This window comes from Caulobacter sp. (assembly GCF_039596335.1).
GTDB lineage: Bacteria > Pseudomonadota > Alphaproteobacteria > Caulobacterales > Caulobacteraceae > Caulobacter.
Window position 1 is genome coordinate 184,051 of sequence record NZ_JBCNJZ010000011.1, and the last position, 18,974, is coordinate 203,024.

Here is an 18,974-nt window from a genome sequence, read left to right on the forward strand (position 1 = left end):
ACGCTCGCAGCACGAGCGTCACCCCTCAAAAGCTAGGCCAGCATGCGCACCTTCGGCTCGCGATCCCAGAAGCGCTTGGCCGCCGCGGCGATGAAATCGCCGCCAAGGTCAGTCACGCCTTCGTCGGGCTCGACGCCGGCCTTGTCGAGCAGCGGCTGAGCCGCCTCCGTCGCGCCAATGGCTTTCAGGTGCCCGAAGGCGTCCATGACGAACTGGACGGCGGCCGCCTCCTTGAGCAGGGCCGCGCAGCCGTCCTCGGAGAGAACCAGCGCGATGGCGTCGACGGTCACCGACGGCGTCCCGGCCAGTTGGCCATCAGCCGGGATCAAGGTCCCGTCCGCGCCCTTGGCCCCGCCGATCTTCGGGGCGATGACCTTGGCCACCGCGCCGGCCTTCTTGATCGCCGCCTTGAGCTTGTCGACCGCCTTGGCGTCGGAACCATCAGCGACGAGCACGCCGATGACGTGGCCCTTGATGTCGGTCGGTTCCAGCGGGCCATTGATGATCCGCAGGGCCGGCGACAGCTCCAGGTCCTGGACCGCGACCGCCGCCTTCGAAGCCTTCGGAACGGGCATGTTGAGACACGCCCCGACGCGCTTGGCCAGATCGGGATCGACATTGACGAGGTTGGACAACATCCGCGTCCGCACCGCTTCGATGCCCACCTTGGAGAGCTCGAACACCAGGGCCGAGGCCAGGTGCGCCTGTTCGGCGGGATCCAGCGAGCGGAAGAACAGCCGGGCCTGGCTGTAGTGGTCAGCGAAGCTTTCGGGCCGGACCCGCAGCTTTTCCGCGCCCAGGTCGGCGCCTACATTGGTGGTGCGGAAGCCGGTTACCGGGCACTCACGCGGCCCGCCCACCTCGCCGGCCGTTTCGGCAAGACTGTTGGGCTCGTAGTTGGCGCGGCCCTTGGGCTGCAGCATCTGCATCATGCCGTCGCGCTGGAAGTTCATCACCGGGCATTTGGGGGCATTAATCGGGATCTGGTGGAAATTGGCCGTGCCCAGCCGGCTCTTCTGGGTGTCGAGGTAGGAGAACAGACGTCCCTGCAGCAGCGGGTCCTCGGTAAAGTCCACGCCCGGCACAATGTTGCCGGGGCAGAACGCGACCTGCTCGGTCTCGGCGAAGAAGTTATCGGGATAGCGATCCAGCACCATCCGGCCGATCGGCTGCACCGGCAGCACTTCCTCGGGAATGATCTTGGTCGGGTCCAGCACGTCGAAAGGCAGGCTGTCGGCGAACGCCTGGTCGAAGGCCTGGACGCCCAGTTCCCACTCGGGGAAATCGCCGCGCTGGATGGCCTCGAACAGGTCGCGGCGCTGGAAGTCGGGATCGGCGCCGGCGATCTTCACCGCCTCGTCCCAGATCGTCGAAGCCACGCCCTGCTTGGGCTTCCAGTGGAACTTGACGAAGGTGACCTTGTCCTTGGCGTCGACCAGCCGGAAGGTATGGACGCCGAACCCCTCCATGGTGCGCAAGGAGCGCGGGATGGTGCGGTCGCTCATCGCCCACATGATCATATGGGTGCTCTCGGGCATCAGGCTGATGAAGTCCCAGAACGTGTCATGGGCGCTGGCGGCCTGTGGGTAGCCGCGATCGGCTTCCATCTTCACCGAATGGACCAGGTCGGGAAACTTCATGGCGTCCTGGATGAAGAACACCGGGATGTTGTTGCCCACGAGGTCCCAGTTGCCTTCCTGGGTGTAGAACTTGACCGCAAAGCCGCGCACGTCACGGGGCGTGTCGACGCTGCCCGCGCCGCCGGCCACGGTGGAGAAGCGTACGAAAACCGGGGTCTTCTCGCCAGGGCGCTGGAAGAGGTCGGCCTTGGACAGCTTGGCCGCGCCCTCATAAGCCTCGAAATAGCCGTGCGCGGCCGAGCCGCGGGCGTGGACGATACGTTCGGGAATCCGTTCGTGATCGAAGTGGAAGATCTTCTCGCGGAGGACGAAGTCCTCCAGCAGCACCGGCCCACGCGCGCCGGCTTTCAATTGGTTCTGGTTGTCAGAAACGCGAATGCCCTGGTTCGTGGTCAGGTGACCTTCGGGGCTATGCGGGCCGCCGTCGGGAACGCGCTGATGGGTCTCGTCGCCCGCGCCGCGCTCGGTGGTGAAGCCGTCGTCCATGGTCGCCTCCTCGATCTGGAATTCGAGGGGCAAACTCGCCCTGGCCACGCCGGTTCCTAAGGCTAACCTTAGGGGCACGCGCTAACATCCTCGCCCTGTTCGCAATTCGGCGCTCGGCGTGTACAACGCGCGCGCGGTGAGAGTGGCCTTGGGCGTGTTTTTCGCACCTCGAGTTTAGCTAACTCATTGAAAGTCCATGGACCCATTTCCATTCGTCCAATTCTCCAAAGGAGCGATTGGCGTGGGAAACATTGAACAAAATCAAATAACTATGACGAGATTTTCCGTAGCGCCCATGATGGACTGGACCGATCGGCACTGCCGGTCGCTGCACCGAGTGCTGTCCAGCCGCGCGCTGCTCTATACCGAGATGGTGACCAGCGGGGCGGTGGTGCATGGCGATCGGGAGAAGCTGCTGGGCTACGATCCCGTCCAGCATCCGGTGGCGCTGCAGCTGGGCGGGTCGGATCCGGCCGAGCTGGCGCAGGCGGCGCGGATCGCCGAGGACTACGGTTATGACGAGGTCAATCTGAACGTCGGGTGTCCGTCGGACCGCGTGCAGAGCGGTCGGTTCGGGGCTTGCCTGATGCGCGAGCCGGATCTGGTGGCCGAGTGCATGGCGGCCATCAAGGACGCGGTGACGGTCCCGGCCACGGTGAAGTGCCGGATCGGCGTCGACGACCAGGATCCGGAAGCGGCGCTGTTCACCCTGGTCGACGCGTGCGCGGCGGCGGGGATCGAGGGCTTCGTAGTCCATGCCCGCAAGGCTTGGCTGAAGGGGCTGTCGCCCAAGGAAAACCGGGACATCCCGCCGCTGGACTACGAACTGGTCTACCGGCTCAAGCGCGAGCGGCCGAACCTGATCATCGCCATCAATGGCGGCGTGCCCAGTGTCGACGCGGCGCTGGAGCATCTGGCCCACGGCGTCGACGGGGTGATGCTGGGCCGTGCGGCCTATCACGAGGCCGGTCTGCTGGGCGAGGTCGACCGGCGGGTGTTTGGGATGGATGTGGCCGACATCGACAGCTTCACGGCCGTCGAGGCCTATCGGCCGTATCTGGCGGAGCAACTGGCGGCGGGCGTGCATCTGGCGGCGATGAGCCGGCACATGCTGGGGCTGTTCCACGGTCTGCCGGGCGCGCGGGCGTGGCGGCGCATCCTGACGGTCGAGGGCGTCAAGGCCGGCGCGGGTCTGGAAGTCGTGGATCGGGCGCTGGACGCCGTGCGCGCGGCCCTGGCGGCGCGCGAGGAGCGGGCGGAAGCGCCCGCCGCTTAATTACGGGTGCAGGATCAGCGAGTTCTGCGTCGCCTCGAAGCGCGAGAGGCGGCCCAGATAGCTCATGCCCAGCAGCGAGTTTTCGAGGCCCTTCTCGATGACCAGGGCGTCGACGTCGCGGATCTTGGTTCCGGCGATGGCGACGCTGGCCAGCTTCACCGAGGCGGCGCGGGTGCGGCCGTCGGCGGTAATGACGTTGTAGTCGTAGTTCAGCTTGCTGGTGTCGATGCCCAGGCGTTGAGCGTCTGCCAGGCTGAGCGAGACGGCGGTGGCGCCGGTGTCGACGAGGAAGCGCACGGCCTTGCCGTCGACGGCGGCCTCGGTCCAGAAGTGGCCGTCGCGGTCCTTGGTGATCTGGGCCGAGCCGCCCTCGGCGCCGCCCAGGCTGGTCGACGTCGCGATCGGCGCGTGCAGGCCTGGTTGGCGCAGGTCGTCCAGCGAGACGACGGCCTTGGCCGCGCCCACCGCCGACAAGGCGCCCACGAAAGCGATCGCCGCGAACTTAAACATCGAAGACACCCTGCCATACAGGCTCTTGCGACCGCTTCTGCGGCCGTTAGGTAGATGAATAGCAGGCAGGTGTTTGCAAGGCGTGAATCCGCCCGGCGGGTTTCACGTGATGGTTACTGATATCATAACCTGTGTCTGTGAAGTCTTTTCGTTGATCTCATTACATCAAATTAATATCAGACATTACTTGCGTGTAATGCTTATCCTGTCTTGGAATTAACTTCGGGAAGCTTTCGGACGGCGTTATCTCTTCCGGCATCGAATTCAAGTGGCTTGATTGAGGGAAAACGCCATGAAGACCCTGATTATCGCGACGCTCGCCGTCACATCGCTCGCGGGTGTCGCCCACGCCGGCGTCTCGGATTTCCAGTTCCTGGAAGCCGCCCGCTGCCGCGGCCTGGCCGTCTCGGAAGGCCTGGGCAAGCTGGACACCGCCTCGATCGACACCTTCCTGCGCGACGAGGCTGCGACCCGAACCCTGGCGGTAAAGGCCTCGGCCACACGGAAAATGTCGGAAGCGACCAAGGTCGCCGACAGCGCAGATGGCGACAAGAAGGCCAAGCTGCTGGCCGAACGCGAAGGCGGTTGCGCCGTCTATCTGGCGGGCTCGAAGTAAGGTCTGTCTCTTAGGCTCGCTTGGTCGCCGCCATCAGGGCGACCATCGGGCCCCTAAGTCTGAGCTAGGCCCGTGTGGCCGCCATCAAGGCGGCCATCGGGTCGGGGCGATCGGGGAGGGCGGTCATGATCGCCGCCCGCTTCTCGTCGCTCAGTTTCGCCCAGCCGGCGATCTCCGGCAGGGTCCGCCGACAGCCCAGGCAATAGCCCGACGCGCCGTCGACCGCGCACACCTTCACGCACGGCGTGACGATGGGGCGGGGCGGTCTGGCGGGTGTCATTCCGAAATTCTGAGCGACCCGACGCCCGAGCGCAAGCTTCGTGGCGAGGGACCGCTCGTGTCCCAAGTTCTGCCAAGAGAGCAAAGTCCATGCGTAAATCCGTCACCCTGGCCCTGGCCGTCGTCGCCCTGTCCGCCGCCGCAGCGCCCGCCTTCGCCAACGATGTTCGCTGGAGCGACGCCCAGTTCCTGAACGCCCAGCGCTGCGTGGGTCTGGCCAAGGCCAAGGGCCTCGACGCCATCGACGCCAGCGGCCTCGAGGCCCAGGTCAAGGCGCAGACGCCGGGCCGCCAGAGCCTGATCCTGGAGCGCGGCGAGACCCATCGCGAGCAGGCGATGCGTGCGGGGCGCAAGCCCGACGAGAAGGTGAAGGCCAAGCTACTGGCGGAACGCGCCAGCTGCGCGGCCTATGCCGCGCCGCAGATCGCCGCCAACTGATCGCCCGGCTTATGGCCGGCGATTTGACGCCTGGGGGTTGCTTTGGGCGCGGACGGGTTTAAGTCCGCGCTCATGACCTCTTCCCCCTTCGCCGACATCCGCCAGCTCGCCGTCTCGCCGCCCGCGCCGGGCCCGTCTCCGACGCTGGAGCAGGGCGGGCGCCTGGCCGAGATCTCGGCCTGGCTGACGGCGTGGAGCGGCAAGAGCCCGCCGGCCGTCAACCGTCCTGTCGTGGCGCTCTATGCCGGCGCGCGCCAGAACGTCGGGCCGCGTGGCTATGCTCGCGACCGTCTGGAGGCTATCGCCTCGGGTGGCGCCACCGTCTCGCGCATTGCCGGTGTGCAGGGCGCGGGCCTGGAAGCCTTCGACCTGGCCATCGATCGCCCGTCGCCGGATTTCCTCGACAAGCCGTCGATGAGCGAGAAGGAGGCTGCCGCCACCATGGCCTTCGGCATGGAGGCTCTGGCCAAGCAGCCTGACCTCCTGATCCCCGGCGTCATCGTCGCCGAGCCCGCCCGCACCGCCGCCGCCGTCTGCCTGGCGCTGTTCGGCGGCGAGGCCTCGGACTGGTCGGAGGATCCCGAACCCGTGGCCGCCGCCGTGGCCCGCGCCAAGGCCGAGGGCATGGGTGACGATCCGCTGGAAATCCTGCGCCAACTGGGCGGTCGCGAGACCGCCGCCGTCGTCGGCGCGATCCTGGCCGCGCGCACCCAGAAGATCCCGGTGCTGCTGGACGGCTATGCCGCCTGCGCCGCCGCCGCCATCGTCCGCGCCGTCGAGCCGGCCGCCATCGACCACTGCCTGGCCGCCCATGTTAGCCCGGCCAAGGGTCACGCCAAGCTGCTCGATATCCTCGACAAGCGGCCGCTTCTGGCGCTGGATACGACGGATGAGGAAGGGGTCGGCGGCGCCTCGGCCCTGGCTCTCGTCAAGCTGGCCTGCGAGGTTCGCTAGGGCCGGCGAGGGCGGCGTAAGTGAACGCGGATCATCTTCACTTCCGTTGACGCTAACGTCATCTTTCCAAACGCTCGTTCGACATCTATCGTGGCGCCCGAAACGCAATAACGGCCTTCCGTAGAAAGGCCGATTGAACGGGAGCCCGCCATGAATCTGGACTTCTCGCCCGAGGACCTCGCCTTCCGCGACGAGGTTCGCGCCTTCATCGCGCAGAACTATCCGGAGGGCCTGCGGGAGAAGCAGGAAGAGGGCGAGGAGATGGCCAAGGAGGACTTCCTCTCCTGGCACCGCACCCTCGCCAACAAGGGCTGGGTCGCTCCCGCCTGGCCGGAGAAGTACGGCGGTCCGGGCTGGACCTCGGTGCAGCGCTACATCTGGTCGGAAGAGACCGCTCGCGCCGACTGCGTGCCGATCCTGCCGTTCGGCATCAACATGGTCGGCCCGGTGATCTACACCTTCGGCACGCCGGAGCAGAAAGAGCGCTTTCTGCCGCCGACCCTGTCGGGCGACATCTGGTGGTCGCAGGGCTATTCGGAGCCGGGCGCCGGTTCGGACTTGGCTAGCCTGAAGACCAAGGCCGAACGCTTCACCGGCGACGATGGCAAGGAATACTACCTGGTCAACGGCCAGAAGACCTGGACCACCCTGGCCCAGCACGGTGACTGGATCTTCTGCCTGGTCCGCACCGACCCGACGGCCAAGATCCAGGAAGGCATCTCGTTCCTGCTGATCGACATGAAGTCGCCGGGCGTCACCGTCCGTCCGATCATCACCCTGGGCGGCGAGCACGAGGTCAACGAGGTCTGGCTGGAGAACGTCAAGGTGCCGGTCGAGAACCGCATCTTCGACGAGAACAAGGGCTGGACCTGCGCCAAGTTCCTGCTGGCCCACGAGCGTAGCGGCATCGCCGGCGTGGCCCGCTCCAAGCGCGGCATCGAGCGCATCCGCCAGATGGCCTCGACCGAGCTCAGCGACGACGGCGAGGCCCTGATCAAGGATCCGATGTTCAAGCGCAAGGTCGCCGAGCTGGAGATCGACCTGACGGCGCTGGAATATACCGAACTGCGCACCCTGGCTGGCGAAGCGGCCGGCAAGGGCCCCGGTCCGGAGTCGAGCCTGCTGAAGATCAAGGGCACCGAGATCCAGCAGCGGATCACCGAGCTGGTCCTGGAAGCGGCCGGCCATTACGGCGCGCCGTACTTCCGCGGCTTCCCGAAGGACGGCGATAACGCCCATCCGATCGGCCCCGACTTCGCCCATCGCGCGGCGCCGACCTATTTCAACGTCCGCAAGACGTCGATCTATGGCGGCTCCAACGAGATCCAGCGCAACATCATCGCCAAGATGGTGCTGGGGCTCTAGCGCCTGGCTGTCATCCCGGACGCGCCGGAGGCGTGATCCGGGACCGCCCAACTCAGTGACTTTGAAGGTCCCGGCTCTCCGCTAGCGCTACGGCCGGGATGACAATCAAAAAGAACGGAAACCCAGGGATGGATTTCAACTTCACCGAAGAGCAGTCGATGGTCCGCGACACGGTCGCGAGCTTCCTGCAGGACAAGTACGACTTCGAGACCCGCCGCAAGATTGTCAGCTCGGACGCCGGCTGGCGCGCCGACTACTGGAAGGCCTTCGCCGAGGAGCTGGGCATCCTGGGCGCTTCGTTCAGCGAAGAGCTGGGCGGCCTGGGCGGCGGCGCGATCGACAACATGGTCATCATGGAGGAGTTCGGTAAGGCGCTGGTCATCGAGCCCTACCTGGGCACGGTCGTCATCGGTGGCGGCTTCATGAAGCACTCCGGCCATGCGGGCGCGGCCTCGGTCATCGAGGGCATCGTCGGCGGCACGACCACCATCGCCTTCGCCTATGCCGAGCCTCAGGCCCGCTACACCTGGCAGGACCTGAAGACCACGGCCAAGAAGGACGGCGCGAGCTACGTGCTGAACGGTCACAAGGCCGTGGTGGTCGGCGCGCCGTTCGCCACCCACCTGGTGGTCACGGCCCGCACCGGCGGCGCCCAGCGCGACGCTGGCGGCGTCTCGGTGTTCCTGGTCGACAAGAGCCTGCCGGGCATCGTCACCCGCGACTATCCGACGGTGGACGGCGGCCGAGCCTCGGAAGTCTATTTTGAGAACGTTTCGCTGCCCGCCGACGCCCTGATCGCCGAGGACGGCCTGCCGCTGGTCAACAAGGTGATCGACGAGGCCACCGCCGCCGTCGGCGCCGAAGCCGTGGGCGTGCTGCGCAAGCTGCACGAAGGCACGCTGGACTACGCCAAGCAGCGCAAGCAGTTCGGCACCTCGATCGCCAACTTCCAGGTGCTGCAGCACCGGATGGTCGACATGTTCATCGAGGTCGAGCAGTCGGTGTCGATGACCTACATGGCCACCATCAAGCTGGACGAGAGCGACGCCGAGCGGGCCAAGGCGGTCTCGGCCATGAAGGTGCGCGTGGGCCGGGCGTGCAAGTTCGTGGGCCAGAACGCCATCCAGATCCATGGCGGCATGGGCATGACCGACGAGCTGGCCATCGGCCACTACTTCAAGCGCGCCAGCCTGATCGAGGGCCTGTTCGGCTCGGTCGACCATCACCTGAAGCGCTACGAATCCCTGTCGTTCGACGCCGCGGCCTAAGGCCGTCCACGGACCAACGGGTCTGAAATGCCGAAGCCGCCTGCGTCACGCCGACGCGGGCGGCTTTTTTCTACACGGCGGTGGGGCGGTGGCGTCAAAACCGGCTCGCGGTTGGTGGGGCCCAGCGAGGTCCCGCAAAGCCTTGCTGTGTCTCAGGCTGCGAAAAAATTCACCGTATACGGATTATTTAGTCGAGCAATTTCAACAGCTTGAGAATCGATCGTCCGCGCGCTGATATCATCCTTATGCGGAATATTATCGTTTGCGAGGTCGGCCCAAGCGCGCATGTTCGGCCCTGACGCGCTGACGACTAGGAGGGGGAGAACCCCTGTAAGCCGCGCGCGTCTCCTGGTCCTAACGGCTCACCTGGGAGGCGCCGCCATGAACGTATCGAAGATGAACCACGCCATGCTCTCGTTCGGCCTGATGGGCGGACTGCTGGTCGGCGACCGGCCACAGCGCCGCCGGCCTTTCTGGCGTCGTTGGTTCAGGTAGGGTCCGGGGCTCTATCGCTTGTCGTAGGCTTCGCGCGCGGCCTCAATCTGTTCGAGATTTCGTTCCGCCCAATGCCAGACCGGGCAGAAGGCTTCGGCAAGGGTCAGGCCCAGGTCCGTCAACCGGTATTCGACCCTGGGCGGGATCACAGGGTGGACGGTGCGGATCGCCAGGCCGTCACGCTCCATGTAGCGCAGGGTCTGGGTGAGCATCTTCTGGCTGATGCCGTCCACCAGTTCACCCACGCGGGTGAAACGCAGCTCGCCATGTTCGGCCAGCACTTCGAGCACCAGCATGGTCCACTTGTCGGCGACGCGGCCGATGACCTCATTGACCAGCGCCTCCACCCGCGGATCGGCGACTTGGCCGGTGGCGGGATCTGCGATCCTGGCGACGATATCCGGCTTCATGTCCATTACTTTCCGAAGGGTAAGTATGGCTCCTTTGGGTGCCTACTTTCTTTTGGAGAGTTATCATCCTAACTCGTTTCAGGCCCAACACTTTCCTGCAAGCGAGACCCGAAATGAACATCACCGGAAACACGATCCTGATCACCGGCGGCGGTTCCGGGATCGGTCGGGCGCTGGCCGAAGCGCTGCATGCGCGCGGCAATCACGTCATCATCAGCGGCCGCCGCGCCGATGCCCTGAAGGCGGTTTGCGCCGAGAGCCCGGGCATGGACTTTGCCACCCTGGACATCACTGACGCCGCCGCGATCCGCGCCTTCGCCGGCAAGCTGACCGCCGCTCATCCCGCCCTGAACGTCGTCATCAACAACGCCGGGATCATGCTGGCGGAGAACCTGCTGGCGGACGTCTTCGACCTGGATACGGTCGATGCGACGATCGCCACGAATCTGCTCGGGCCGATCCGGCTGACGGCCGCTCTGCTGCCGCACCTGCGTGCTCAGCCCGCCGCGACGATCATCACCGTTTCCTCGGGACTGGCCTTCATCCCGCTGGCCGCTACCCCGACCTACAACGCCACCAAGGCGGCGATCCATTCCTGGAGCCAGTCCTTGCGCCACCAGCTGGTCGACACCGGGATCGAGGTTCTGGAACTGGCCCCGCCGGCCGTCGCCACCGACCTGATGCCTGGCCATGCCGAGAACCCCAACGCGATGCCGCTGGCTGACTACGTCGCCGAGGTCATGGATCTGATCGAGCGTCGGGAAGCGCCCCGCGGGGAGATTCTGGTCGAGCGGGTCAAGCCGCTGCGCTTTGCCGAGGCGAACGGCTACGAGGCGGTGTTCAAGGCGTTGAACGGGCGCCACTAGCCTTTCCACGCCTGGATCGGTTCACGAAAAAGGCCTCCGCCGTTGATCGGCAGAGGCCTTCTTGCATCCATGGGCGCGGGCTTAGCGCTTGGCGGCCGTGTTGCAGTCGGTGATGGCCGCATCGTCCAGGGCCGCGCCGCGGTAGGTGAAGGCGGTCAGTTCGCCCAGCTGACCGGCCAGCTTGCGGCAGGCGCGACCCGCGGGCAGGGCGCGGGTCTTGGTCGTGCTGCAGGTGTCTTCCTTGCAGTGCCAGACCGAACCGTCGTGGATGAATTGCGCCGCGGTGGCGGGCGTCTTCAGCTTCAGCGAGGCGGTTTCGTCGGCGGCGAAAGCCGGCGTCACGAGGCCAGCCATCAGGGCGCAGGCCGTCAGGCCCGCAAATAGAGCGGTACGCATTCCTTGGTCTCCTATCCCCGCGCCGGATGGGAGTTCCGACGCATAAGCGCGCGGACTCATGGCGCCGCTACGCTTGCACGCATAGTTCGTTTCTTTTGAAAACTAAGTCAACTGCCGAAGCGTTGCCGGAGCGCCTGACTGGAAGATTTCTTCGTCCCAGGCCAGCAGGGCCGGAGTGACGTCCTCGGCCCGTTCGACCGAGCGCCAGGCCTTGGCCAGGGTGGGCGGGGTCAGGCGCGCTTCGATGGTGTGCTCGATCAGTGCGAACAGCGGATCCCAGAAGCCGCCGGGGTTATGGAACACAATCGGCTTCTGGTGAAGATCTAAACGGCGCCAAGATAGCAGTTCGATGATTTCTTCCAGGGTGCCGATGCCGCCGGGCAGCACGACGAAGGCGTCCGAGCGCTCGTACATCATCATCTTGCGCTCGTGCATGTTGTCGACGATCACCGTCTCGACGTCGTCGAACGGCTGCTCGCGGCCGCGCAGGAAGGTCGGGATGATGCCTTGCACCGCGCCGCCGGCCGAATGTGCGCCTCGCGCGGTGGCGCCCATCAGGCCCACGCCGCCGCCGCCATAGATCAGTTTCAGCCCCGCCGTGGCGAAGCTCTCGCCGATCTTGAAGGCGTCCGTCAGGTAACTGGGGTCGGCGTCGTTGGACGATCCGCAGTAGACGCAGACCGATCCCAGGCGGCTAGACTCGTTGGGCGTCATCGTCCACTCCACACATGAAGAAGGCGCGCCGGTCGCGCGCCCTTCGCTTCGTTCCTATTTGAGGCCGCATGATCCGGATTCGCTCCCAGGCTTTCAAGTCGCAGATCCTCTTGATGGGGCTGGCGGCGGGAATCCTGGCGGCCTGCGGTCCGCCGACGCCGCGCGCGCCCAAGCCCGCCACGCCCGACAGCGCCGAGGCCGGCTATGTGGCTCCGCCGGTGGTCGAAAGCGCGCAGTACGCCTCCCACCGCATCGGTCTCTCGGGCGAAGGCACGCCCGACGCCGACGTGCGCCTGGGCTCGCCGACCGGTGAGGTGATCATGGGTCGCACCGACGCCCTGGGGCGCTGGAACCTGTCGGTCCCCAACCAGCCCGGCGTGCGACTGTTCGGCCTGTCGACCACGCGCGACGGGCGCACGGTCCAGGCCGAGGGCTATGTGATGATCGCCGAGGGCGGCGAGGTGGCGCTGCTGCGCGCCGGGGCCGGCGCCTTGCGCCTGACCGGCGGCTCGTCGTCGCCGCGCATCCTGGCCGTCGACGTCGACCGCGAGGGCGGGGCGGTGGTCTCGGGGGTGGCGTCGCCGGGGGCGGGGCTGAACGTCCGCGTCGACCGGGTCACTCGCGGCGGCGCCAAGACCGACGACGCCGGCCGGTTCGTCATTTCGCTCAGCGACTCGCTGGCCCACGGCGCGCACGACGTTCAGGTGGGCGGCGAGGGCGGCGAGGACCAGGTGACCATCATCACCTCGCCCCCAGCGCCGCTGACCTATGGCCCCTCGCGCGCCGAGCGTACGGCCCAGGGGTGGCGGATCGACTGGATGACCCCGGGCGGCGGCGTCCAGACCACACTGCTGATCGGCGCCACTCGATGAGAGACCAAGCATGAGGGGCATGGGCGGCCCGGCCTCGACAGGGCGCGAGGCGACGCCGGGTGGGATCGCGGGGCCCGAGCAGACGGTGCGTTTCTGGAAGGCGATGGGCGACCTGGTCCAGCTGGTCCTGCGTTCCAAGGCCCCGGGCCTGCGCTGGCGGCTGAGCGTCGCGCTCGGCCTGACCCTGGCCGGCAAGGCGCTGGGCGTGCTGGCCCCGCTGATGCTGGGCGCGGCCGTCAACCGGCTGTCGGCCGGGCAGGGGGCGGCGGTGGCGGTGACCTGGTCGTTCGCCGGCTTGGCCATCGGCTGGGCCCTGATCCGCTTCATCTCGTCCGCCGCGCCGCAAGCCCGGGACGCCGTCTTCACGCCCGTGGCCCAGGCGGCTCAGAGCCGGGCGGCGATCGAGACCTTCTCGCACGCGCTGTCGCTGTCGATCGACTTCCATCAGTCCAAGCGCACCGGCACCCTGTCGCGGGTGATCGACCGGGGCGCGCGGTCGATGGACTTCCTGCTGCGGAGTCTGGTGTTCAACCTCGCCCCGACCGGCGTGGAGCTGCTGATGGCCGCCGCCGTGCTGGCCAAGGCCTATGACTGGCGGTTCGCCACCGTGGCTCTGCTGACCGTGGTGACCTACGGCTACCTGACCTTCGCCATCTCCGACTGGCGGATCGGTCATCGCCGCGCTTTGAACGAGGCTGACGCAGAGGCCGCCGGCCGGGCCGTCGACGCCCTGCTGAACTACGAGACCGTCAAGTCGTTTGGCGGCGAGGCGCGGGCGGTGGCGGGCTATGAGGGCGCGCTGGACCGCTACGGCGAGGCGCAGATCAAGTCGACGAACTCGCTGACCCTGCTGAACGTCATCCAGTCTGCGGTGATGAGCCTGGGCCTGGGCGGCATGGCGGTGCTGGCCGGCATGGAGGCGGCGCAGGGGCGGATCGGGCCTGGCGACGTCACCGCCGCGGTGCTGATCCTGATCAACCTATACGCCCCGCTGAATATCCTGGGCTTTGCCTATCGTGAGATTCGCCAGTCGCTAATCGACATGGAGGCGATGCTGGAGCTGCGCCGGCAGAGCGCCGACGTCGCCGACGCGCCGGACGCCATCGACCTGCCGCCATGCGCCGACCACCGGGGTGGGGCGGTGGCCTTCGAGCAGGTGTCGTTCCGCCACGGCGCGCGCTCGGAAGGCCTCAGCGAGGTGTCGCTGGACATCGCGCCGGGCACGACCGTGGCCATCGTCGGGCCCTCGGGCGCGGGCAAGACCACCCTGGTGCGCCTAGCCCTGCGGATGATTGACCCGCAGGCTGGCCGCGTCACCCTGGATGGCCACGACCTGCGGGCGCTGACCCAAGGCTCGCTGCGACGGGCCGTGGCGCTGGTCCCTCAGGACGTGGCGTTGTTCAACGACACCCTGGCCGCGAACATCGCCTTCGCGCGCCCTGAGGCGTCCGAAGCCGAGGTCTGGGCCGCGGCCGAGGCGGCCGAGCTGGGCGAGTTCGTCCGCAATCTGCCCGAGGGCATGGCCACCAAGGTCGGTGAGCGGGGCCTGAAGCTGTCCGGCGGCGAGCGCCAGCGGGTCGGCATCGCTCGGGCGCTGCTGGCGGAACCTTGCGTGCTGATACTGGACGAGGCCACCAGCGCGCTGGACAGCCGCACCGAGGCGGCGATCCAGGCCACCCTGCGCAAGGCCAGGGCCGGGCGAACCACCCTGGTCGTAGCCCACCGCCTGTCGACCATCGCCGACGCCGACCAGATCGTGGTGCTGCGCCGAGGCAAGGTGGTCGAGCGTGGCCGTCACGAGGTGCTGCTGGCCGCCGGCGGCGAGTACGCGGCCCTGTGGCGTCGCCAGACCCGCGAGCGCGAGCCGGTCTAGAACCGCTGCCGGTAGAACCTTTGTAAGGCGGGGGCTATATCGACCCCGTCTTGCGAAGGAGTCTGCCCACATGCGCTATCTGCACACCATGGTCCGCGTCCGCGATCTGGACGCGTCGATGCGGTTCTATTGCGAAGGCCTGGGCCTGGTCGAAGCCTATCGCATGGAGAGCGAGAAGGGCCGCTTCACCCTGGTTTATCTCTCGGCGCCCGAGGACGCCGAGGCGGCCAAGGCCCGCAAGGCGCCGCTGCTGGAGCTGACCTACAACTGGGACGACGAAGAGTACCAGGGCGGTCGCAATTTCGGTCACCTGGCCTATCAGGTCGAGGATATCTATGCCGCCTGCCAACACCTGATGGACATGGGCGTGACCATCAACCGCCCGCCGCGTGACGGCCACATGGCTTTCGTGCGTTCGCCGGACGGCATCTCGATCGAGCTGCTGCAGAACGGTCATCTGGAGCCGGCCGAGCCGTGGGCCTCGATGCCCAACACCGGCGCCTGGTAGCGGCTTAGAAAGCCCTGGCGCGGGCCAGTTCCTGGAGGCGGCGGGCCGGTGCGTCCGAGATCGCCTTCCACATCACCCGCGCCAGTTCCAGCCGATAGGCGGTCTTGTAGCCCAGCACGAACGGCGAGCGCTGGCCGCTGCCGGGCGGCTCCTTGTTCAGGGCGTCGACCAGGGCCTGGCGCACGCTGCGGGCCTTGGGGTCATAGCCGCCGGGGCCGGGCAGGGCGATCAGGCGATCGACCTCCAGGCTGGCATGGACGGCGGTGGCGACCAAAGCCGGTAGGGCTGAGATGTCGCTGGGCGCGATCGCGCGCATCAGGAAGCTGGGCTGGGTGGTCTTGGCCCCGATCTGCTGATTGGTCAGCTCGAAATCCAGGGCGTTGGTCACGCGCTCCAGCGTCGCGGGCCAGTGATCGTCAGCAGTCGTCATGTCTTTGGTATTCCCCCGGCGCTCCGATAGCGGGGTTTGGTGAACGGGAAAAGCGCTGCCGCACTGGAAAACAGCTGGCGGGCACGCCAAATCTGCTCCGCTCCCGCAACGAGGTTCCCCCATGTCGGATCTGTCTGCCTTCCCGATCACCCAGCGCTGGCCGGCCCAGCATCCCGATAGGATCCAGCTCTACTCGCTGCCGACGCCCAACGGGGTGAAGGTGTCGATCATGCTGGAGGAGACGGGGCTGGCCTACGAGCCCCACATGATCGACATCGGCGCGAACGAGACCTGGGGTCCTGAATTCCTGTCGCTGAACCCCAATGGCAAGATCCCGGCGATCATCGATCCCGACGGTCCGGGCGGCAAGCCGATGGGCCTGTTCGAGTCCGGCGCGATCCTGGTCTATCTGGCCGAGAAGTCCGGCAAGTTCCTGCCCACCGACCCGGCCGCCCGCTACGAGACCCTGCAGTGGGTGATGTTCCAGATGGCCGCAATCGGTCCGATGTTCGGGCAGCTGGGCTTCTTCCACAAGTTCGCGGGCAAGGACTTCGAGGACAAGCGTCCGCGCGACCGCTACGTCGCCGAGAGCAAGCGCCTGCTGGGCGTGCTGGAAGGCCGTCTGGCCACCCGCGACTGGATCATGGGCGATGATTACACCATCGCCGACATCGCGACCCTGGGCTGGGTGCGTAATCTGGTCGGCTTCTATGGGGCTGGCGAATTGGTCGACTGGGCGACGCTGAAGCACGTGCCGCGCTGGCTGGAAGCGGGGCTGGCGCGCCCGGCCGTGCAGCGCGGACTGGAGATTCCGAAGCGCCCGTAGGAAGCGTCCCGAGAATGGGTCAGAACGCCTGCGACCAAATGGCCGGCGGGCTCAAAATTAAGATCTGATTAACCACGAAGGCCCGATTTTCAGGGCGTCTTCTTTGAGGACACCCCACCATCACTGACTTCCACAGCCCGGCCCTAGGTCGGGCTGTTTTTTTGAGAATTGGGCCAGCCCTAGGCCGAGCTGCTTTTTTGAAATTAGGCGCTTGCATCGGCGCGAGGGGGCGGCTATCACGCGGCCTCTTCTGAGAGCGACCTGTTCCGCGGTAGCTCAGTGGTAGAGCAGCCGGCTGTTAACCGGCTGGTCGTAGGTTCGAATCCTACCCGCGGAGCCACTCTCTTCCTCTCGGAAGATCCCCCAAATCGATGATCTGTGTCGCGATGTTTGGTCGTGCGTTTCGCCTGTGAATTCAGGACTTTCTGGGCTTGCGCCGACTCGGTGAGGCGGCTATCAGGCTGCCTCTTCTTGAGAGCGACCTGTTCCGCGGTAGCTCAGTGGTAGAGCAGCCGGCTGTTAACCGGCTGGTCGTAGGTTCGAATCCTACCCGCGGAGCCACTCTCTCTTTTCCCTGACAATCAGCTCCAGGTCGGCTTCGACCGGATCGCCAGCGGCACCCCGCCGTCGGCATGCACCGACACGCGTTCGCCCTGGCGTTCGAAGGTCAGGTCCACGGTCTCGTCGCCTACGCGCAGGTGCTCGATCTTCAGCCGGTCGATGCCGATCGGCAGACGGGGATCGACCAGAACGATCTCGCCGCGATTGGCGTCGATGCTGATGCCCAGGCAGGCCTGCAGCATCATGAACACCGAGCCCGCCGCCCAGGCCTGGGGCAGGCAGGCGACAGGATAGGCCACCGGCGGCTCGCCGGGCGAGCGCGGGAAGCCGCAAAAGAGTTCGGGCAGGCGCATCTGCATGCGGCTGGCGGTCTCGAACAGGGCCGAGGTCAGCTTCACCACGCCGTCGCGCTCGCCGTAACGGGACAGGCCCATCACGCACAGCGCCGTGTCGTGCGGCCAGACCGAGCCGTTGTGATAGCTGATCGGGTTGAAGCGGGCCTCGCCGGTGGCCAGGGTCCGCAGGCCCCAGCCGGAATTGAAGCTGGCCGACAACAGCTGATCGGTGACCTTGCGGGCGCGCTCGGGCGAGACGAGGCCGCAGAACAGCAGGTGGCCGGGATTGGACGACAGCGTCCGGCACAACTGGCCCTGGCCATCCACGGCGATGCCGTAGTAGCCGCGGTCGTCCATCCAGAAGAGGCTCTCGACCTTCTCGCGCAGGCGATCAGCCTTCTCGCGCCAGATCGTGGCTTGGCCGACCTCGCCGCGTCGTTCGGCCAGTCGAGCCATGCCGCGATAGGCCGCGAAGGCGTAGCCCTGGACCTCCACGAGGGCGATCGGGCCGGACGGATAGCGGCCGTCGGTGTGGAAGACGCTGTCCTCGCTGTCCTTCCAGCCCTGGTTCGACAGGCCGCTGTCCTGGCCACGGGCGTAGTCGATCAGGCCGTCGCCGTCGCTGTCGCCGTCATGCTCGATCCAGTGCATGGCCTTTTCGAGGGCGGGCCACAGCTCGTCGATCAGCTTGTCGTCGCCGGTCCGCTCCTGATAGGCGCCGGCCAGGGCCACGAACAGCGGCGTGGTGTCGACCCCGCCGTAATAGCGGCCGAACGGCACCTCGCCGAGCGCGGGCATCTCGCCCTTGCGGGTCTCGTGCATGATCTTGCCCGGCGCGCTGTCGCGGAACGTCGAGCGCTCCTGGGCCTGATGGGCGGCCAGGTAGCGCAGCACGCCCTTGGCCAAGGACGGCTCGAACCACAGGATCTGCCAGGCGGTGATGATCGCGTCGCGGCCGAAGGCGGTCGAGAACCAGGGGATGCCGGCATAGGGGTAAGGGCCGGTCTCCATCCTGGTGGTCAGCAGGGCGAGATCCGAGCGCGACTTGCCCAGCCATTCGTTGAACAGGCGACCCGAGCTGTTCAGTCGCGCCCCATGCCGGCGGCGGGCGCGCATGTCCCAGCGGGCGCGGGCGGCGGCGTCGCGAAAGCGTTCCCTGCTGGGCGCGTGGCCGTCAATGACGCCGACCTCGATATAGAGCTCGGTGACGCCCTCGGCCTGCAGGGTGAACATGAACTCGGCTTTGTGCGGGCCGATGCGATAGGGCGCGTCCGAGAAGCAGATGAAGGACGAGCGCTCGACCCCGTCCAGGCCGATATAGCTGTAGGCGACGCGGCGGCCGTCGACATGCGGCGGGCCCTTGGTCCCGCGCTTGGCCCGGTGGGTGCCGCGCACCTCGAACATGTCGCGGAAGTCGGCGTCGAACTCGATCGTCATCGGCAGCAGGACGGTGTCGCGGCTGTAGTTTACGCAGCGAATGCGCTCGTACATCCGCTCGCCCCACAGGAAGCGCTTGCGTTCGATGTGCAGCACGCCCGGCGGACCCATGCGCTCGCCCGGATAGGGTAGGGCCTGGTTGGTGCCGTTGCAGGTGAAGAAGACGTTGTCGTGGGCCACCGCCGCCGACAGCAGCGACGGCGCGCGACCGCCCAGGCTCAGGCGGTAGAAGGACAGGATGCGGGTATCGTTGTGAAAGAGCCCGTCACCCTGCCCAGCGATGTCGCCGAACTGGTCGGCGACAATGAACGTGTCCTTGTCCTTGAGGGCGTAGAGATTCTGCGGAGCACGGACTTCCGCCGTGACCCCGTAGTCGACCGGAGCGTCCAGCGCCGGTGCGAGATTCTCCATAACCCCTC

The 18,974-nt window shown here is 66.8% G+C and carries 19 protein-coding genes, 2 tRNA genes and 1 pseudogene; 14 read left to right on the forward strand and 8 right to left on the reverse strand.

The genetic code is table 11. The annotated features are described in order from the left end of the window. Window positions 1-32: 32 nt before the first annotated feature. Entirely contained in the window at window positions 33-2,126 is a 2,094-nt protein-coding gene (locus ABDW31_RS21965; protein WP_184720416.1) for a catalase, read from the reverse strand. 196 nt (window positions 2,127-2,322) lie between these two features. Here ABDW31_RS21965 and dusA point away from each other — a divergent pair, with 196 nt between their 5' ends. Next, a complete protein-coding gene (dusA, locus tag ABDW31_RS21970; protein WP_343699554.1) occupies window positions 2,323-3,402 on the forward strand; it encodes a tRNA dihydrouridine(20/20a) synthase DusA in 1,080 nt (359 codons plus the stop codon). Here dusA and ABDW31_RS21975 read toward each other — a convergent pair whose 3' ends face one another. Next, complete coding sequence (locus tag ABDW31_RS21975; protein ID WP_184720228.1) at window positions 3,403-3,921, reverse strand: TIGR02281 family clan AA aspartic protease; 519 nt, start codon at window positions 3,919-3,921, stop codon at window positions 3,403-3,405. Between the two features lie 283 nt (window positions 3,922-4,204). Here ABDW31_RS21975 and ABDW31_RS21980 point away from each other — a divergent pair, with 283 nt between their 5' ends. Next, the gene (locus ABDW31_RS21980) at window positions 4,205-4,528 is read left to right on the forward strand and encodes a hypothetical protein (RefSeq protein ID WP_184720226.1); all 324 of its coding nucleotides are present in this window, start codon (window positions 4,205-4,207) and stop codon (window positions 4,526-4,528) included. A 64-nt stretch (window positions 4,529-4,592) separates the two neighbouring features. Here ABDW31_RS21980 and ABDW31_RS21985 read toward each other — a convergent pair whose 3' ends face one another. Then, entirely contained in the window at window positions 4,593-4,808 is a 216-nt protein-coding gene (locus ABDW31_RS21985; RefSeq protein WP_343699555.1) for a DUF1289 domain-containing protein, read from the reverse strand. 89 nt (window positions 4,809-4,897) lie between these two features. On the opposite strand from ABDW31_RS21985, the gene ABDW31_RS21990 reads away from it, so the two are divergent. The 5 genes from ABDW31_RS21990 (at window position 4,898) to ABDW31_RS22010 (ending at window position 9,327) form a co-directional block, all read left to right on the forward strand. Beyond that, window positions 4,898-5,245 carry a hypothetical protein gene (locus ABDW31_RS21990; RefSeq protein WP_184720222.1) on the forward strand — a complete coding sequence of 116 codons (348 nt, stop codon included), beginning with the start codon at window positions 4,898-4,900 and terminating at the stop codon, window positions 5,243-5,245. Between the two features lie 72 nt (window positions 5,246-5,317). Next, window positions 5,318-6,199, forward strand: a complete 882-nt coding sequence (locus tag ABDW31_RS21995) for a nicotinate-nucleotide--dimethylbenzimidazole phosphoribosyltransferase (protein ID WP_184720220.1) — start codon at window positions 5,318-5,320, stop codon at window positions 6,197-6,199. 150 nt (window positions 6,200-6,349) lie between these two features. Then, the gene (locus ABDW31_RS22000) at window positions 6,350-7,564 is read left to right on the forward strand and encodes an acyl-CoA dehydrogenase family protein (protein ID WP_184720218.1); all 1,215 of its coding nucleotides are present in this window, start codon (window positions 6,350-6,352) and stop codon (window positions 7,562-7,564) included. A gap of 128 nt (window positions 7,565-7,692) precedes the next feature. Continuing rightward, window positions 7,693-8,832, forward strand: a complete 1,140-nt coding sequence (locus ABDW31_RS22005) for an acyl-CoA dehydrogenase family protein (protein WP_343699556.1) — start codon at window positions 7,693-7,695, stop codon at window positions 8,830-8,832. Between the two features lie 366 nt (window positions 8,833-9,198). Further along, entirely contained in the window at window positions 9,199-9,327 is a 129-nt protein-coding gene (locus tag ABDW31_RS22010) for a hypothetical protein (protein WP_343699559.1), read from the forward strand. 11 nt (window positions 9,328-9,338) lie between these two features. Here the strand turns inward: ABDW31_RS22010 and ABDW31_RS22015 are convergent, their stop codons facing one another. Then, window positions 9,339-9,737 (reverse strand): helix-turn-helix domain-containing protein, encoded by a 399-nt coding sequence (locus ABDW31_RS22015; protein ID WP_221444689.1) that lies wholly within the window; start codon window positions 9,735-9,737, stop codon window positions 9,339-9,341. Between the two features lie 113 nt (window positions 9,738-9,850). On the opposite strand from ABDW31_RS22015, the gene ABDW31_RS22020 reads away from it, so the two are divergent. Then, window positions 9,851-10,603, forward strand: a complete 753-nt coding sequence (locus ABDW31_RS22020; protein ID WP_184720212.1) for an SDR family oxidoreductase — start codon at window positions 9,851-9,853, stop codon at window positions 10,601-10,603. Between the two features lie 81 nt (window positions 10,604-10,684). On the opposite strand, the gene ABDW31_RS22025 is transcribed toward ABDW31_RS22020, so the two are convergent. Both ABDW31_RS22025 and ABDW31_RS22030 read right to left on the reverse strand, forming a co-directional pair. Next, complete coding sequence (locus ABDW31_RS22025; protein ID WP_184720210.1) at window positions 10,685-10,999, reverse strand: hypothetical protein; 315 nt, start codon at window positions 10,997-10,999, stop codon at window positions 10,685-10,687. 102 nt (window positions 11,000-11,101) lie between these two features. Next, window positions 11,102-11,713, reverse strand: coding sequence for a TIGR00730 family Rossman fold protein (locus tag ABDW31_RS22030; protein WP_184720208.1), 612 nt, complete (start codon window positions 11,711-11,713; stop codon window positions 11,102-11,104). A 68-nt stretch (window positions 11,714-11,781) separates the two neighbouring features. On the opposite strand from ABDW31_RS22030, the gene ABDW31_RS22035 reads away from it, so the two are divergent. The 3 genes and pseudogenes from ABDW31_RS22035 to ABDW31_RS22045 all read left to right on the forward strand — a co-directional run bounded on the left by ABDW31_RS22035 (window position 11,782) and on the right by ABDW31_RS22045 (window position 14,966). Beyond that, a complete protein-coding gene (locus tag ABDW31_RS22035) occupies window positions 11,782-12,585 on the forward strand; it encodes a hypothetical protein (RefSeq protein WP_184720206.1) in 804 nt (267 codons plus the stop codon). Next, window positions 12,516-14,458, forward strand: a pseudogene (locus ABDW31_RS22040) (ABC transporter ATP-binding protein/permease). The gene ABDW31_RS22035 and the pseudogene ABDW31_RS22040 overlap by 70 nt, the downstream one beginning before the upstream one ends. Before the next feature lie 70 nt (window positions 14,459-14,528). Then, a complete protein-coding gene (locus ABDW31_RS22045) occupies window positions 14,529-14,966 on the forward strand; it encodes a VOC family protein (RefSeq protein WP_184720202.1) in 438 nt (145 codons plus the stop codon). Window positions 14,967-14,970: 4 nt separating this feature from the next. Here the strand turns inward: ABDW31_RS22045 and ABDW31_RS22050 are convergent, their stop codons facing one another. Further along, entirely contained in the window at window positions 14,971-15,396 is a 426-nt protein-coding gene (locus tag ABDW31_RS22050) for a hypothetical protein (RefSeq protein WP_184720200.1), read from the reverse strand. Window positions 15,397-15,517: 121 nt separating this feature from the next. Here ABDW31_RS22050 and ABDW31_RS22055 point away from each other — a divergent pair, with 121 nt between their 5' ends. From ABDW31_RS22055 to ABDW31_RS22065, 3 genes are all read left to right on the forward strand, one after another. Next, entirely contained in the window at window positions 15,518-16,222 is a 705-nt protein-coding gene (locus ABDW31_RS22055; protein WP_184720198.1) for a glutathione S-transferase N-terminal domain-containing protein, read from the forward strand. A 265-nt stretch (window positions 16,223-16,487) separates the two neighbouring features. Beyond that, window positions 16,488-16,562, forward strand: a tRNA-Asn gene (locus ABDW31_RS22060). A 146-nt stretch (window positions 16,563-16,708) separates the two neighbouring features. Further along, window positions 16,709-16,783: transfer RNA gene (locus ABDW31_RS22065), tRNA-Asn, on the forward strand. Window positions 16,784-16,803: 20 nt separating this feature from the next. Here the strand turns inward: ABDW31_RS22065 and ABDW31_RS22070 are convergent. Next, complete coding sequence (locus tag ABDW31_RS22070; RefSeq protein ID WP_184720196.1) at window positions 16,804-18,966, reverse strand: amylo-alpha-1,6-glucosidase; 2,163 nt, start codon at window positions 18,964-18,966, stop codon at window positions 16,804-16,806. Between the last annotated feature and the right edge of the window lie 8 nt (window positions 18,967-18,974).